Below are 16,954 nucleotides of genomic sequence, written 5' to 3'. Positions count from 1 at the left end.
TAAAGAGCCTTGCGAGCAGGGCAGGAATACATAACCACCACACGCCTGGAGGCGGCGGTTCAGGACGCTTCGCTAACCGCCGCCGATCAAACCTGCGCCTCGATCATGGCTAAACGGGTCAGGCTTCGCCCCAGCTCCTTTTCATCATAAAAACTTTTGAGAAACAGGCTCAGGTACAGCTCTTCACTCATGGGCTCGGTGGTCAACACGTGCTCATGGTTCACATTTAACCGGTCGGCCAACTCGACTAAACGTTGCCTGAGCTGCGCACTGGCGGTGGGCTCGCGCTGTTCGTCAGACAGTTGTTGATCTGTAACCCAGGCGTTCTGGGCCAAGCGCAGGTCATCAATAGTGTCGCTGGCCTGTGCATGCTGACAGTTGATTTTTTGATACTCGTCGCGATGCGTTTCGCGCAAATACTCGCTCCAAAAATACTGTTCGAGCATCTGATCTACCAGCCCGTCGCCCTGCTCACTCTCGATGACTTGGTTGTAGGCACTCACCAGTTGCGCGGCCTCCACCTCGCCACTGTCGCGATACAGCATGTGGTCGGCCAGCCAAGGCAAGTCCAGTCGCGCCTTGAGGCCGGTCTGGTAAGCGCTGTACACCTCCACTTCATCGAGGCTACCCGACACGCCCCCAACAATATCGGTGGTCAGGCGCAGGGGCGGGCCTTCACTGCCATCCTCATTGCGCGTGGGCGTGACCAGGCGCGCCTGAATATCCAGGTTGGCAATTTGGTTAAGCTTGTCCAGCCGGGCTTTTTGTTTTGCCAGTTGCACTAGCGCGTTGGTCCGGGTTTGCCGGGTGGGTTCGTGCCAAGCCTCAAGCTTCATGGTTTCGATGCCCATGGCGTTGAACAAATGGGCGCCCGCATCGGCGCATTGAGCTGGCGCGGCAGCCAGGTTGAACAATGCGCTGCGGGTCGGCTCGTCACAGTCGGCGGCCCTCAGCAGGCGCAGCACATTGATGCGCAATTGGCTCAGGTTGCGCCCATAGCGCAACATATCCGCCGGGTCCTGAACCACCAGAAACTCTGGTTGTTGCTGACTTTTGATGACCTCGAAAAAGCCCTGGGAGCCGTGTTCGCGCTCCAAGTCATTCCACACACTCTGCCACCCCACGCGTTGCTCGGCCGGCAGGTGGCCGAGCCAGTATTGGCTGTCCTGTTCGCCTCTGGGGGGGTAGGTGCGATAAGGGTCCAGGCCTGCGGCGCGGCGGTAGCTGACCAGCCGGTTTTCGGCATTCGGCTCAAGTTTGTTGCGGTTCAGGCGCGTGCGTGCGATCAACTCTGCCGACGCGGAACCCGGTTCAACGATGGGCACTTGGGTGATGGCAGTATTGAGCAGGCTCAAGTTGAAGTGTGGCGAGCGCGGCAGGTCCGCCAGGCCGACTGGCCATTGGCTGATGGGGGTGTTGTTGAGCATCAGTATGTGCAGTTCAGGCATGCGGCTGATGTCTGGCGGCGTCAGCAGGTATTCGTTGTGCGAAAGAATCAGCACCCTCAGGTGCTGCAAGTGTTTGAGTTGTTCGAGTGAGTGCGCGGCCCAGCGGATCGGGTTTTCCGCCAGCCCCAGTTGAGTCAGGCGACGCATGCCGGCGATGGCGCCCGGTAACTCGGTCAGGCGCTTGCCGGTGATGTCGAGGGTGCGCAGGTTGGGAAAGTTATGCAAAAACGCGCTGTCGGCGAGGGTGAATTGGGTGCCCGCCAGGTTCAGGCTGGTGACGTGCTGCAAGCGGTCGCTGAGTGCGGGGAAGTGCTGCAAAAAGCCGTAGATGGTTTCTCCGCGCAAGTCCAGTTCGCTGCCCAACTGGCGGGTACCCACGTCGGTTTCGTAACCCTGGGCCGACTGCTCCCAACCTTCTTGTATCAACTGGATCAGGCGCTTGCGAAACAGCTGCTCCGGCAGCGCCGGCCTGCGTCTGTGGCTGCCCGCGGCAGGCAGTTTCTGCCAGTTGTCGAGTTCCGTCAGCAGGGTTTTTTTCTGGGTTTCAAGCGTGCGCAACACGCGTTGCCCAGCGCTTGAGTCCAGCGCCTCGGCATACGCTGTCACGTCTGCTGCGGAAAGGCTCGGGTACAGCGCCTTTAGCCGTTCTTCGACGTTTGGGCTGTCCAGCCCCAGCCGTCGGCGCAGCGCGCTGAACAGCGGTGTTTGCAGCAATTGCTGAGTGTCCCGGGAGGCGACGGCCAGGGTCGGCCCCTCGGCCAGCAAGGTGCGGCGTTCGGCAGGCGGTTGCAGGGTTTGCTGCAGCCACTCGCGCAACCCGGCGCCTTGGCCTGGCGCGAAACCCAGCGTGTCACGGGGTATGGCGTGCAGTACCGCTTCATACAGATCAAACGTGCTGTCGGTGCCGGCTCCATGGAGTGTGTAGCGCCCTGGCGCGGTGCGTATCAGCAGCGTCTCGGTGGCGGCGGCGTCCGGGCCGACACGGCAGCGTAATTGCCCGGTGGGCAGTTGCTCGCGAATGCTGATGCGCAGGTTGCCGAAGGCGTCACTGTGAAGTCTCAGGGCATTCAGCAGCAGCCGTTCGGTAGCGGGCGTGGGCGCGTCGCCCTGGTAGAACCCTTCGTAGGCGTGGGTGCTGAGTGCTTCGAATTGCAATTCTCTGGCCTGATGACTCAGGCGCAGTGGCACGCGTTGCTCCTCGTTCATGATGTGCACTTCGGCGGGGCGCGCCTGGGCCAGGATCGCTCGGCCCAGGCTGTCGGGCAGGTCGGGGAATCGCTGTTGCAGCAGCAACCCATGGGCGCTGTTTGATTGACGTTTGAACCGGTACAGGTGCTCGAAGATCTCGTCCTTGCGTGAGGCGATGTACGCGCTGAGTTGCTCACGCAGTGCTTGGGTGCGCGCGCCATGCTCGGCCGGCAAGGGTTTGCCGAGCAGGTCGGCGAGTTCGGTCTCATCCAGAAAGCCCACAAGCCGCTGGGCCAGTTGGCCGGCCATCAAGTCGTCACTGCAAATGGCCAGGGTTTGATCCGATGGCGCCTCCAGCGCGCCATGCCGGATCGACGCGCCGCTGAGGTCGGCAGCTTCAAACACCTCGATGGCCTTGGCGCTGGGCCAGCCGGGCATCCGCGTGACCATGTCGGCCGACCAATACACCGCTTCTTCGGTGTCGGCGAACGGCTCGCTGAGCGTGTCAATGTGCTGCCTCAGTTCAAACCGGTCGAGGGTGTCGGCCAGCAGCGGTGGCGTCGCCTGGTTTTCGCTGTACATGTGCCGCAGCGCGCCGGGTTCGGTGCCACTGATGGCGCGCAACTGCTGCAGGCGCTCGGCTGGCCAGGTCGCCGTTGCGGGGCTCAGGCGCTGGAACAGTTGCGTGTCGTCCCAGGCCCTCGGTTCCTCGCCCTGCAGCACCACCGCACCACGCCCGTTAAGCAGCACTTCGGGGCGATAGGCGTGGGCGCGCAGTGGGTGGACGATGCGGTGCGCGCCGGTGTCGGGGTCCTGGCTGACTTCATAGTGCTTTTGCGCCAGGCGCAGGATTTTTTTGCCGGCGTGCTGATGAAAACCGTGGGTGTCGGGTTGCGACTCGGCGGCCAACACCACGGTTTTTTGTTCGTAGGGGCTCAAATCCGCCTGCCATAAACGCAGGGCGCCGTCGCTTCGGGTGACCGGCTGCAAACCCTCGACGAAGGGCGACAGCTTGACCTGCGCAAGTTGCGCGGCGGCGCCGAACGCGATCAATTGCAGCAGGTTCTCGGTGACTGCCACCACGTGTTCAATGGCCTCTATGCCCTGGCCTTGCGCCCAGTCGAGCAGGCCTTCGAACACCTCGTCGGCAATTTGATAAGCGGTGTAGGCCAGCATCAGTTCGCCCAAAAAAGGCACGAACGGCGTCACCACCAGCAGTGCTGCGTTAAGCAGGTCGGCGAAGACTTTTTGCAGGTTGTCCCACCAGGCCCAGCGCGCCATGCGGTCGGCGTAGGCGGTGGCGATGGCCAGCTCGCGCGCATCGTTGAGAATTTTGTCGACTTTTCGCTGGTACAGGTGTTGCCACACAGGTGTCGGCACGCGCTGCACGCTGAACTGCAGGTTGGGGGTGTCGAGCGCTGTGTCGCGCCAGCTCGGTTGCGCCTCGCCGGGCACGTGTTGATGCCACTTCACCTGGCTGAGGCGTGCGCCTAACTGGCCAAAAAAATGCCCGAGGTATTGATGCTCGATAAACCGGCTGAAGAACCGTTGGTAGTCAGGCTCGCGCAGTTTACCGGTCAGCTCCAGCATGAACTCGACGGTTGAGGCGTAGCGCTTGAGCGGGTGCTGCGGGTCGTCCGGCAGGTAGACGATAACGGGTACGGCCTGGCGGCTTTGCTCCAGGTTGGCGCCGATCAACAGCACCCCGGTCAAGGTCGCGTCCATCAGGCTGAGGTCATGGCAATGCACGGGGTTGGCGTCGAGTGTCAGCAGTTGCCGCCCGGCGATCAGGTCAGTGATCAGGCGCAGGTCCGCAGGCTGTATATCACCCTTCATCAGCGCCATGTGCGCTGCGACTTTGAGGGCCGCTTGCTGGTTGGCATTGACCCGCGCACGCAGCACGCCTTGCACCACAGGCTGGTTGAGGCCCAGGTAAAGCTCAAGGTGCTTGTAGTACTGGGCGCCGATGTCGAGGGTGCGCACCAGCGTCATGAACTGCTCGATCGACAGTGTGCTTTTCAGCGGCAGCACGTCGAAATGCCCCAACGCGTCGGGCTGCGTGATGAACTGCGAGTCGGCGCTGAATGACTCGGTGTGCGCAAAGTTATGCAACGCCGCGTCCAGCAGCGAGACCGTGCGGCTGCGCACGCCGCCACTCAGGTCTATCACCCACCACGGCTGCTCGGCCGGTGCATAGAGGCGCAAGCAGGTGCTGCGTACATCCACGTCGAGGTTGTAGTGCTGTTTCAGTGCGGCTTTTAACAAGGGCTCGGCGTACGCCTTGAGGTCGGTTACCGGGGCGAGTTTCTGGTCGATCAGGCTTTGGGTTTTCCAGTGTTCGGTGATCGCGGTTTTCAGCCGTTGGTGCTGATCGAACGAGGCGCTTTTATACCAGGCCGGAATGTTTTTCGGGCTGGCCTTCAACGCGCTGACGCGTGACATGGGCAGCGTTTTAACCCAGTCGGGCAGAGCATCGCGGATGAGTGCGTAGTGCTGGCCTTTATCTTCTGGTGCGGGGGCGGGCAGGGTGGTCATGGTGTGGTTTTCTGTGCTGAGTGGGCACTCAGACTAGGCCCGCACAGGGGCTCTTCTGGCAGTAACTGTTTATCGACGCTGCATGTACTCCGCTCACTTGGGCCATGCCCGTGCAGGTAAAATACACCTGTTAAATTGCATTCAGGCCCTGTCTTCCCCTAAATTGCAGCACTTTTACAGTGAAAGACCCTACCGCAGGCTTTTTATACTGCACGCCCCGCTGAGCTTGCCCGGCAGACGGGCCGGCCATCAGGCACCGGCCCGCAGCCTGGGCACTCAACGGACCCTCCAATAACAAGATGAGGTTGTACCCTTATGCCCGTTGGCAACCCACTGCCCCATGGCGAGACCGCTCAACGCGGCCCGCTCAAACGCGAACTTGGTGAACGCCACATTCGCCTGATGGCGCTCGGCGCCTGTATTGGTGTCGGCCTGTTCCTGGGTTCGGCCAAGGCCATCGAAATGGCCGGCCCGGCGATCATGCTGGCGTACATCATCGGTGGCCTGGCGATTCTGGTGATCATGCGCGCCCTCGGCGAAATGGCCGTGCACAACCCGGTCGCCGGCTCGTTCAGCCGCTACGCACAAGACTACCTCGGCCCGTTGGCCGGCTTTCTTACCGGCTGGAATTACTGGTTCCTGTGGCTGGTCACCTGCGTCGCGGAAATAACCGCAGTGGCCGTCTACATGGGCGTCTGGTTTCCCGATGTGCCACGCTGGATCTGGGCCTTGGCGGCGTTGGTCAGCATGGGCAGCATCAACTTGATCGCGGTCAAGGCGTTCGGTGAGTTCGAATTCTGGTTCGCGCTGATCAAGATCGTCACGATCATTGCCATGGTCATCGGCGGCGTTGGCATCATCGCCTTCGGCTTCGGCAATGACGGCGTGGCGCTGGGGGTGTCCAACCTGTGGGCGCACGGCGGCTTTATGCCGAATGGCGTGAGCGGCGTGTTGATGTCCCTGCAAATGGTGATGTTCGCCTATCTGGGTGTGGAAATGATCGGCCTCACCGCCGGCGAAGCGAAGAACCCGCAAAAGACCATCCCCAGCGCTATCGGCTCGGTGTTCTGGCGCATCCTGCTGTTCTACGTAGGCGCGTTGTTCGTGATTCTGTCGATCTACCCCTGGAATGAAATCGGCACCCAGGGCAGCCCGTTCGTGATGACCTTTGAACGCCTCGGCATCAAGACCGCTGCGGGCATCATCAACTTCGTGGTCATCACCGCCGCGCTGTCGTCGTGCAACGGCGGCATTTTCAGCACCGGGCGCATGCTCTACAGCCTGGCGCAGAACGGCCAGGCGCCGGCCGCCTTCGGCACCACCTCAAGCAATGGTGTACCGCGCAAGGCGTTGCTGCTGTCGATTTTCGTGCTGTTGCTGGGCGTGCTGCTCAACTACATGGTGCCGGAGAAAGTCTTCGTCTGGGTGACCTCCATCGCCACCTTCGGTGCGATCTGGACCTGGCTGATGATCCTGCTGGCCCAGCTCAAATTCCGTAAAAGCCTGAGCCCTGCCGAGCAAGATGGCCTGCAGTACCGCATGTGGCTGTACCCGGTCAGTTCCTACCTGGCGCTGGCGTTTCTGGTGCTGGTGGTGGGCTTGATGGCGTACTTCCCCGACACGCGTGTGGCGCTGTACGTCGGCCCGGTGTTCCTGGTACTGCTGACTGTGTTGTTCTATGTGTTCAAGTTGCAGCCCACCTATGCTGCGGCGCGTGCGCAAGCCTGAGGTTCAGGCGCTCGATAAAAAGCCCCGGTCACGGGGCTTTTTGTTATTCAGACGGTGGCCGCGCGAGGCGGCTGGCTCAGGCGTTGGTTGAACTGCAGCCAGGCCCCCAGCGCGGCCATCAGCGCGGCGCCGATCAAGGCGGTAAAAATCTGCATGGCGAAGGCATCGCCGGCCATCGCGTTGACCATATCCGCCAACGGCGCCAGCAACACGCCGAGGCAGAATACTTCCAACGAATAACGCCCCATTCGGCAGGTCTGCTGCGCCAGCCAGTGTTGCGTCCAGGCACGCCCCGGCAACAGTTTGGCGGTCACGTAGGCCAGGGCCAGAAAGTGCAGCAGGCGCACCGGCGACAAGTCAGTCTTGCTGATCGGGTAGAGCCGTTCGCTCACGGCAGAGGGCAGCAACGCGTCATGCACTTCTGGCCAACGCCAGGCAATCGTGATCACCCCGGCGGCCACGACGTAGGCCGCCGCCATGCCAAACAACGGCTGGCGCAGCAGTGGCCGCTGAGCCTGCACGCGGGGTCGTTGCGCGTGAATCGCGGCGGCGCCACCGAGTACAAACAGGAACTGCCAGGTGACCGGGTTGAAGTACCACACACCGTCGGCAATCGCGGCCAGGTTCCAACCCAGCAGCGGTGCCAGCAGGTAAACCGCCATCGACACCGCGACCACCACCCACGGCTTGCGCAACAGCAGCGGCAGCACTAACGGCAAACCGGCCAGCAGCACGATATACAGCGGCAGCGGGTCCATCAGGTTCGGCTTGAAGCGCAGCAGCAATTCATCGACGAGGGCTTGCTGCGGGTTCGTGACGAAATGCGTCAGGCCCATCTCTTCGACCAGATCGCGGGTCTCTACATGGCTGTTGGCGAAGAACACAATGCCCATCAACATCGCCAGTAGAAAGATGTGCACCACGTACAACACCCACGTGCGTCGCAGGATCTTCAAACAGGCCATCCAATACCCTTCGCGCTGCAAGACCTTGCTGTAGGCCAGCACGGAGGCATAGCCGGCAAGAAACACAAACACTTCGGCCGCATCGCTGAAGCCGATGTTGCGCAGGGTAATTTGGCCGAGGGGATTGTGCGGGACGTGATCCCAGAAAATGAAGATCAACGCCAGGCCCCGAAAAAAATCGATGCGCGGGTCGCGTCCGTTCAGCATGGCGGCGGGCTCTTGAACAAGTAGTTGAGGAATGGCAAACGAACGTCAGGCGTGTTGCAGTGCACACGTCTGACGGTGGCAGGTTGGCGATATTTGTAAGCAATTGCAAAAGCTGGGTATTGCTGAATGTCTCAACCGCGCAGCGGTGACCCTGTTAATTCTGACAGTAGACGCCGCTCAGCTGCCGTGGCTTGCTGGGCGCAGCCTCAACAGGACGCCGCGATGAGCAGAGTATGGAAGGGATTTTCCAGTTATACGGTGATCGGCGTTGCCAATACGCTGATCCATTGGCAGTTGTTTTTCGTTTTGTTCGCCGCGTTTGACGTCAGCCAGGCCACCAGCAATCTTGTGTCCTTCTGCACGGCGGCGTCCTTTTCCTTCTATGCGAATGCGCTCTACACCTTTGCCTCGCCGGCTTCGTTGCCGAGCTATGCGTTGTTCATGCTCTGCATGGGCGGCGTGAGCCTCGGTGTCGGTGCGTTAGCGGACCGCTGGCAACTGCCGGGGATCGTCACGTTAGTGGTGTTTTCACTGATCAGCCTGGTGTGCGGGTTTCTCGTATCGAAGTGGGTGGTTTTTCGGGAGCGAGCGCAATGAAGATCTCGCTGGTGGTGCCGCTGTTCAACGAGGAAAACACGCTGGGTGTGTTCTATCACGCCATTCGGCAAGAGCCTGCGCTGCGTGCTCACACGGTCGATATTGTGTTTATCAACGATGGCAGCACCGACCGCACCGCCGAGTTCGCCCACGCGATTGCCTTGGCTGACCGTCACGTGGTGCTGATCAACTTCTCGCGTAACTTTGGTAAGGAAGCGGCGCTGTTCGCCGGGCTGGAGTATGCCCAGGGCGATGCAGTGATCCCCATCGACGTCGACCTGCAAGACCCGGTTGAGGTCATCCCGCACTTACTCGCCGAATGGCAAAAAGGTGCAGACGTGGTGCTGGCCAAGCGCCGTGACCGCGCAAGCGACAGCTACCTCAAGCGCCACAGCGCGTCGATGTTTTATCAACTGCTCAACCGCATCGCCTACACCCACATTGAAGAAAACGTCGGCGACTTCCGGCTGATGGACCGCAAGGTGGTGAACGTCATCAAGGCCCTGCCCGAGCAGCAGTTATTTATGAAAGGGGTGTTGTCGTGGGCCGGGTTTACCGTGGCGATTGTCGAATACGACCGTGCCCCGCGCACAGCCGGCCAAAGCAAGTTCAACGCCTGGAAACTGTGGAACCTGGCGCTGGACGGCATCACCTCGTTCAGCACCTTGCCGCTGCGCTTGTGGAGCTACATCGGCGGGTGCATTTCGCTGTTCGCGTTGGTGTATGCCGCGTACCTGATGGTGGACAAGGTGCTGTTCGGCAATGCAGTGCCGGGGTACCCGTCATTGATGACTGCGATATTGTTTCTGGGCGGCGTGCAACTGATCGGGGTTGGCATACTGGGGGAGTATGTGGGGCGTATTTATATGGAGACGAAGCACCGGCCAAGGTATGTGATCGCCAGCAAAGTCGAGATGAACCTGGACCGGGAAAACAGCCTCAGGCGGGTGGAGCGTGAAGAGCACTCTGTTTAACAACGCACGCATGACCAGCGTTCTCGTCGCGTTTATATTGATTGTCGGCACCGTGGTGCGGTTTCACGCTATCGACAAGTCGGGCGCGTGGACGGACGAAGCGTTCAGTCTGTTACTCAGTGCCAAATCGCCGGCCGAGATACTCTTCCACACAGCACGTGATGTTCACCCGCCCCTCTACTATTTGATATTGCATGGTTGGATACAGCTGTTCGGTGACAGCGTTCACGCTGCGCGTTTCCTGAGTGCGGTGTTGGGTGTTGTGAGTGTGGCGTTGGCCATGTGGCTGATGCGTCTGCTGAGCAGCCGGCGAGCGATGCTGCTGGGCGGCCTGCTGGTCGCACTGTTGCCTATCGCGGTGCGCTACAGCCAGGAAGTTCGCATGTACGCGTTACATGCGACGTTAATGCTCGGCGCAACGATCGCTTTGGTCTACTGGCTTAAAAATTCGCGTAGCCGATGGCCGTTGGTTTTTTATTGCTTGCTGATGGTCGCCGGGCTTTATACACACTACTTCACTGTGGTGTGTGCGTTCGCGCACTGGCTGTACTTGACGTTGTTGACGCGTACACACGGCGAAGAAAAGCGGTACTTGCTCAGGCCCGCGTGGTGGGTAACCAACCTGATCATCGCGATCATGTTCATCCCTTGGCTGCCGAGCTTTATACAGCAACTACGGTACTCTGGGTTTAACTGGATACCACCGTTGAAGTGGGAGTATATAGTCGGAGTCGTTTGGAAGTTCTTGAATTTTAGCGATGGTTCAGAGCACTCTCTGAGTGTTTTATATGCGTTGCCGCTGACGTTGCTTGTTATGTCTATTTTCATCGTCGTCAAGGGGGAAGGGCAGAGGGATAAGTTTTTGTTGTTGGTGACGTATGCGTGGTCGCCGATTGTGTTGATTATTATCGTGTCTTTATTCAAGCCGATGTTTATTGAACGTTACTTCGTGTTCGCGACGCTGGCCTATCCAATGATTATTGCCGTCACGCTTGATATGCTTGTGGCGCGACACCGGATCGCTTTTTTAACGGTGTTGGGTTTGATGGTTTTTTTAGAACTGGACGGGCTGCATACCGTCTACGGTAAGCAGCCTCAAAACATGCAGGATTTCAACACCTTTGATGTGTTGGCGAGGCAAGTGACTGCAGTTTCTCGCGCCGGAGACGGCGTGCTGGTACTGGACTTTTATCTATATCTACCCATGAAGTACTACTTCAGAAACGACACGCCACCAATGTTTTACGTGCCGATCAATAGTGATGGAACATCCACCCGCTCGGATGGGTATCAGATGTCGACGCTCAGCAGTGATAAAGCCGACCAGATCTACGTGGAGACGCTGGAGCTGCTTGCAACCGCCTCCGGTAGACTTTGGCTGTTCGACGGGGTTGGGGGCGGGAGCTTGACCCACAAGTACCCTGATAACTGGCAGCGGTTGCAAACAATCACGGTGGGCGATTCCAAAGCCGAACTGATTGCCATCCGACCAGCGGGCGCGCCGCCGCAAACGCCTGCGGAGCCGCCAACCATCAGTCATCATTAGCACACGCACGTTGCGGTCAATTGATCACATCCACGTCAAGCGGCTCAAAACTGTCCGCGCGTGCCATCTGCCACATGCGCGAATAAAACTCGCCGCTCACTTCGCCGGTGAGCAATTCGCCCGGTTTAAGGAACACGTGCGACTGCGAAAACAGCTTGATCTCGGTCGCCGACATGCGCCGCACCAAGTGCTTGGCCGACAGTTGCGACGGATGGTCGAGGCCCGCTGCGGCGAGCATTTCGGCCAGCGCCTTCAGCGTGTTGCGGTGGAAGTTGAACACGCGCTGGGCTTTGTCCGGCACTACCAGCGCGCGCTGGCGCAACGGGTCTTGTGTGGCGACGCCGGTGGGGCATTTGTTGGTGTGGCAACTCTGCGACTGAATGCAGCCAATCGCAAACATAAAGCCGCGCGCCGAGTTGGCCCAGTCGGCGCCGATGGCCAGCACGCTGGCGATGTCGAACGCGCTGACAATTTTGCCGCTGGCACCCAGCTTGATCTTGTCGCGCAGGTTCAGGCCCACCAGGGTGTTGTGCACAAACAACAAACCTTCACGCAGCGGCACGCCCATGTGGTCGGTGAACTCCACAGGCGCGGCGCCGGTGCCGCCTTCCTTGCCGTCCACCACGATAAAGTCCGGCAAGATGCCGGTTTCGAGCATGGCCTTGGCGATGCCCATGAATTCCCACGGGTGGCCCAGGCAGAACTTGAAACCCACCGGTTTGCCGCCGGACAGTTCGCGCAATTGGGCGATGAACTGCATCATTTCGATGGGCGTGGAGAACGCGCTGTGGCGTGACGGCGAGATGCAGTCTTCGCCCATCAAAATGCCGCGCGTTTCAGCGATTTCCTGGGTCACTTTGTGCTTGGGCAGGATGCCGCCATGGCCGGGTTTGGCGCCTTGGCTCATCTTGATTTCGATCATCCGCACTTGCGGGGTTTGCGCCTGCACGGCGAAGCGTTCCGGGTCGAATCGGCCATCGCTGGTGCGGCAGCCGAAGTAACCGCTGCCCAGCTCCCACGTCAGGTCGCCGCCGTTTTCGCGGTGGTACGGGCTGATGCTGCCTTCGCCGGTGTCATGCGCAAAGTTGCCGAGCTTGGCGCCCTGGTTGAGCGCGCGAATCGCGTTGGCACTCAGCGAGCCGAAGCTCATGGCCGAGATGTTGAACACCGACGCCGAGTACGGTTGCGTGCACTGTGGGCCGCCGACGATCACGCGAAACGCATTGGGGTCGCTGAGCGGTGCGGGGCGCATGGAGTGGCTGATAAATTCGAAACCCGATTGGTACACATCGATCAAGGTGCCGAAGGGCTTGTCGGCGGTTTCGTTTTTGGCGCGCGAGTAGACCAGCGAACGTTGCGCGCGCGAGAAGGGCAGGGCGTCGCTGTCTGACTCCAGCAAATACTGGCGGATCTCCGGGCGGATGGCCTCTACCAAGTAACGGATATTGCCCAGAATCGGGTAATTGCGGCGCACCGCATGCGGGCTTTGCAGCAGGTCGAACAGGCCAATCAGGCTGAGGAGGCCGGTGACCACGGTGAAAGGCCACAGCCATTCATGGTGGATAAACGGCAGGCTGGCGAGGGTGAAAATGACGCACACGGCAAAGAAGGCGTAACGGCTTAGCAACGACAGGCTCATGCAGATTTCCTTGGTTCGGACTCATCAGGTACGCGGCTCGATCAGCGGGTGTGCGCCTGATCAGAGGTCAACAACAGCGCCAGCCGGGAGTTGATCCCTGGCGTGCTGTGCAGGTTTTTCTTATGGGCTTCACGGTTTCAGCGGCGATTTCCAGCTTACGAGCGATGTCCTTGCGGGGGCAACCTTTGCGCATCAACACAGTGACGGCAACCGTTTGGCTCCAGCCCGAAAAAAGCCGAGGCGTGAGCGATTTATGTGTCACCTTGGAGGCCGCGCCAGAGGTTGGGGCGGCTTTTTGATGCACTGACAGTGCGGGGCATTACGTTAGGCAAAACCAACTAAACTGTTGAGTAATCGCCAGGAAGGCAAACCCACACCGTAGGGAACGCACACTGACAATGCGAGGCGTTCCATGGGCGAGCCAGTCACTTACACCGATGCCGAACGTGCCGTGGTGCTGTTGATCGATGCCCACCCGCAGGTGCTGCACAGCCTCACGCAACTGCTGCAGCATGAGCCGTTTGAACTGCACAGCGCCACCTGCGCCGCTGATGCCCTGGTGATTCTCGCCCGGCAACCCATCGACCTGGTGATGAGTGCCGCGCGCCTGCCGGACATGGACGGCGCTTCGTTGCTGGCGCATATCCATCAACACTTCCCGCACACGGTGCGCATCCTGCTGACCGGCGAGACCGACCTGACCCTGATCGTCAAAGCCATCAATGAAGGCGAAATCTACCGTTACCTCAGCAAACCCTGGAACGACGAAGAATTGCTCCTGGCGTTGCGCCAATCCCTCGCTCATCAGCATTCCGAGCGCGAACGCAGGCGGCTGGAGCAACTGATCCTGCAGCACAACGAGGAACTCAGGCAACTTAACGCCACCCTCGAAAAACGCGTGGCGTCGCGCACCAGTGAGTTGCAGCAAACCGCCGACATGCTCGACCTGGCTTATGAAGAACTCAAACACAGTTACGCCACCGGCACCGAGGTGTTCTCGCTGTTGGCCAACCTGCGCCTGCCGCGCGCCAAGCAGACCAACCGGCAGATCATCGAACTGGTGCGCACCTGGTGCGTGGCGCATGGCGTGGATTCGGCCAGCAACCGCGACCTGACCATGGCTGCGGCGCTTTACAACATCGGCAAGCTGAGTTGGAGCGACAGCATGATGGTCTCGCCCTCGGACATGCTGCACAGCGGCGACCGTGAGCGTTATCGCGCTTATGCCACGCAAAGCGAATCGTTGTTGATGACGCTGGAGCCGATGAAAGACGCTGCGCGTTTGATCCGCCACCACCAGGAACGCTGGGACGGCAGCGGTTTCCCCGACCACCTCAAGGGCGAGGCGATCCCGGCGGGTTCGCGGCTGTTGAAACTGGCGGTGGATTTTATCGAGCTGCAAAAAGGCTTGATCCTGGAACGCCAGATGAACAGCGACGAAGCGCTGCTGTACATCCGCAAATACGCCGGGCGCCTCTACGACCCACAGATGGTCGAAGACTTTGTGCAGGTCTGCGCCACCTACGTTAACGACGTGACCCTCGGCGACCCCAACGTCAAGGTCCTCGGCACCCGCGAGCTGGAGGAGGGCATGGTGCTGGCGCGCAACTTGAACGCCGACAATGGCATGTTGCTGCTCAATGCCGGCAAAGTGTTGAACCTGCCCTTGGTGGATAAATTGATTGCTTTTGAAACCATGGAAGGCGCGCGCTACAGCGTGTTCATCAAGAACTGCTAAATCAATACACCTGGCACAACGCGCTCACTGTCGGAGCCGGGCTTGCTCGCGATGGCGGTGTCTCAGTGGATGAACATAGCGGCTGACCCACCGCTGGATTGCCGTACGCCCATCGCCGTGTGATCCTTGCGGCTTTGCGTTTCAGGTGATCGTTTCATGACTTCTACTCTCCGCATCGCCGCCGCCCTGCTGATTGGCAGCGACGGCCAAACCCTGCTCGTGCGCAAGCGCGGTACTCAGGCGTTCATGCAACCGGGCGGCAAGATCGACGCCGGTGAACAACCCGCCGAGGCACTGGCCCGCGAGCTGCACGAAGAGCTGAACCTGCGCATCAACCCTGATGACGCCGTGTACCTGGGCCACTTCTCGGCCCCAGCCGCCAACGAGCCGGGTTTCACCGTGCACGCCGAGCTGTTCCAGGTGCACATCGACGTGCCCGTAACCCCCGCAGCGGAAATCGAAGAAGTGCGCTGGATCGACCCGGCAGGCGATGGCGGCTTGCAATTGGCACCCTTGACACGCGACCTGATCCTGCCGTTTTATCGCGCATCGCTGACCACCTCCGCTTGATTCGCTAGGGCTGCAACCTATGATAATCCGCGCGCTTGGCCCGCAGGATGCCGAGGCATATCGCGCCTTGATGCTTGAGGCGTACGGCGCTTACCCGCAAGCGTTTACCTCCAGCGTGGCAGAGCGTGCGGCGATGCCGTTGAGCTGGTGGGAAAAGCGCCTGGACAGCCCGCTTGATCGGCTGCTCGGCGCCTTCGACGGGCACGTATTGGCCGGCATTGTCGGCCTGGCCTATGAGTCGCGCGAGAAGGCGCGGCACAAGGTGACGTTGTTTGGCATGTACGTGAACGAGGTTTATCAGCAGCGCGGTTTAGGTCGACAGTTGGTCGAAGCGGCCGTCGCGCAAGCGCGCAAGCAACCGCGGCTCAAAGTGATTCAGTTGACTGTTACTGCGGGCAATGCCGCGGCCTTTGCGTTGTATCAGCGCTGCGGGTTTATCCAGTACGGCCTGGAGCCGTTGGCGGTGCGGGTGGGGGTTGAGTATTTCGACAAGGTTCATATGTGGCGCGAACTCAGGGGGTGTGACTGAGCGTTTGAGTGGTTGGATCAAGAGCGCTTTTGTGGGAGGGCCCACTGCATCTTTGATGTGGCGCTGTCGCGCAGCAAGCGGGTTCGATGTGTTCTTTGGATTTTCGTACATATCCGTTCTTTTGGTGATGGCTTGTATCGGTTTCGCTCTTACATCGAGTCACTTTTGATAGAGCCCAAAAGTAACCAAAACGCTCTCGCCCCACCACTCGGTGCCTCGCTTAGGCTCGGCATGCCCGCCCACAGGCTTGAATCCGTGGGCCGCCGCGATGGGCCATCCTTGGCCCAGCGCGGCTAACCCGGCGTCCTGCCGGGTTACCCACGGATTCAAGCCTGCGTGCGGCCATCGTGGTTTAACGGGGCGCTTCTCAGATCAAGATCAAAAGCAAGAGCACGGCGGCCTGAAAGCCGACCTGAGTGGNGATGGGCCATCCTTGGCCCAGCGCGGCTAACCCGGCGTCCTGCCGGGTTACCCACGGATTCAAGCCTGCGTGCGGCCATCGTGGTTTAACGGGGCGCTTCTCAGATCAAGATCAAAAGCAAGAGCACGGCGGCCTGAAAGCCGACCTGAGTGGCTGAAGCAGATCAAGGGCGGGTTTTGCATACACAGTAGATCTGTTTTTTTTGCTTTTTGTGGGAGGGGGCTTGCTCCCGATAGCAGNGTAGATCTGTTTTTTTTGCTTTTTGTGGGAGGGGGCTTGCTCCCGATAGCAGTTTTACAGTTGATACATGAATTGACTGACACACCGCCATCGCGAGCAAGCCCGCTCCCACAGGTTGATCCCGTTTGGTTTGGGGTTCTTCCTCAGCGCACCGCGCTCACGCCGTCCAGTGTCGAAAATATCGCGAGCAAGCCCGCTCCCACAGGTTGATCCCGTTTGGTTTGGGGTTCTTCCTCAGCGCACCGCGCTCACGCCGTCCAGTGTCGAAAATGAGGTGTCTATCGCCGTCAGCAAAAAATCACGCATGTACGGCGCGTCCAGCATGTCGGCACGAATTCCCGCGTACAGCGTCGCAAACAAGCCTTTCTCACCCAAGAGCACGGCGGCCTGAAAGCCGACCTGAGTGGTTGAAGCAGATCAAAAGCGGGTTTTGCATACACAGGAGATCTGCTTTTTTTTGCTTTCTGTGGGAGGGGGCTTGCTCCCGATTGCGGTGTGTCAGTTGAAAGATATTTATCTGACACACCGTAATCGCGAGCAAGCTGAACTGGCCTAATGATCCCGGACACCTCTTAAGGGCGATATGATTCGCCCAATCAGGAGGTTCCATGCAAGAACGAAAGACCTAC

General features: G+C 59.8%; 10 protein-coding genes and 1 pseudogene. 7 read left to right on the top strand and 4 right to left on the bottom strand.

From position 1 onward, the window contains the following. Nucleotides 1-86: 86 nt before the first annotated feature. A complete protein-coding gene (locus AO240_RS15085; protein WP_099237142.1) occupies nt 87-5,171 on the bottom strand; it encodes a dermonecrotic toxin domain-containing protein in 5,085 nt (1,694 codons plus the stop codon). A 315-nt stretch (nt 5,172-5,486) separates the two neighbouring features. On the opposite strand from AO240_RS15085, the gene AO240_RS15080 reads away from it, so the two are divergent. Further along, complete coding sequence (locus AO240_RS15080) at nt 5,487-6,899, top strand: amino acid permease (RefSeq protein ID WP_099237141.1); 1,413 nt, start codon at nt 5,487-5,489, stop codon at nt 6,897-6,899. Between the two features lie 47 nt (nt 6,900-6,946). Here AO240_RS15080 and AO240_RS15075 read toward each other — a convergent pair whose 3' ends face one another. Next, nucleotides 6,947-8,071, bottom strand: coding sequence for an OpgC family protein (locus AO240_RS15075; protein WP_099237140.1), 1,125 nt, complete (start codon nt 8,069-8,071; stop codon nt 6,947-6,949). A gap of 222 nt (nt 8,072-8,293) precedes the next feature. On the opposite strand from AO240_RS15075, the gene AO240_RS15070 reads away from it, so the two are divergent. From AO240_RS15070 to AO240_RS15060, 3 genes are read left to right on the top strand one after another with little or no spacing between them, the layout of a single operon-like run. Beyond that, complete coding sequence (locus AO240_RS15070; RefSeq protein WP_099237139.1) at nt 8,294-8,668, top strand: GtrA family protein; 375 nt, start codon at nt 8,294-8,296, stop codon at nt 8,666-8,668. Continuing rightward, nucleotides 8,665-9,642 carry a glycosyltransferase family 2 protein gene (locus AO240_RS15065; protein ID WP_099237138.1) on the top strand — a complete coding sequence of 326 codons (978 nt, stop codon included), beginning with the start codon at nt 8,665-8,667 and terminating at the stop codon, nt 9,640-9,642. The genes AO240_RS15070 and AO240_RS15065 overlap by 4 nt, the downstream gene beginning before the upstream one ends. Then, nucleotides 9,623-11,188: a glycosyltransferase family 39 protein gene (locus tag AO240_RS15060; protein WP_143505383.1), complete on the top strand. Its 1,566-nt coding sequence runs from the start codon at nt 9,623-9,625 to the stop codon at nt 11,186-11,188. Before AO240_RS15065 ends, AO240_RS15060 begins: the two co-directional genes overlap by 20 nt. Before the next feature lie 16 nt (nt 11,189-11,204). Here the strand turns inward: AO240_RS15060 and AO240_RS15055 are convergent, their stop codons facing one another. Next, entirely contained in the window at nt 11,205-12,827 is a 1,623-nt protein-coding gene (locus AO240_RS15055; protein ID WP_099237136.1) for an FMN-binding glutamate synthase family protein, read from the bottom strand. Nucleotides 12,828-13,239: 412 nt separating this feature from the next. Between AO240_RS15055 and AO240_RS15050 the strand changes: the two genes are divergently transcribed. From AO240_RS15050 to AO240_RS15040, 3 genes are all read left to right on the top strand, one after another. Continuing rightward, on the top strand, nt 13,240-14,565 hold the full coding sequence (locus tag AO240_RS15050; RefSeq protein ID WP_099237135.1) for an HD domain-containing phosphohydrolase: 1,326 nt from the start codon (nt 13,240-13,242) through the stop codon (nt 14,563-14,565). A gap of 156 nt (nt 14,566-14,721) precedes the next feature. Then, complete coding sequence (locus AO240_RS15045; protein WP_099237134.1) at nt 14,722-15,135, top strand: NUDIX domain-containing protein; 414 nt, start codon at nt 14,722-14,724, stop codon at nt 15,133-15,135. A gap of 19 nt (nt 15,136-15,154) precedes the next feature. Next, nucleotides 15,155-15,664 (top strand): GNAT family N-acetyltransferase, encoded by a 510-nt coding sequence (locus tag AO240_RS15040; protein ID WP_099237133.1) that lies wholly within the window; start codon nt 15,155-15,157, stop codon nt 15,662-15,664. Nucleotides 15,665-16,559: 895 nt separating this feature from the next. Here AO240_RS15040 and AO240_RS15030 read toward each other — a convergent pair. Beyond that, a pseudogene (locus AO240_RS15030) lies at nt 16,560-16,709 on the bottom strand (LysR family transcriptional regulator); the annotation flags it as partial. Between the last annotated feature and the right edge of the window lie 245 nt (nt 16,710-16,954).

It is taken from the genome of Pseudomonas sp. ICMP 460 (genome assembly GCF_002723595.1).
In the GTDB taxonomy this organism is placed as follows: Bacteria; Pseudomonadota; Gammaproteobacteria; order Pseudomonadales; family Pseudomonadaceae; genus Aquipseudomonas; species Aquipseudomonas kitaguniensis.
The sequence above is the reverse complement of the archived record's forward strand: the minus strand, read 5'-3'. Positions and strand labels throughout refer to the sequence as shown.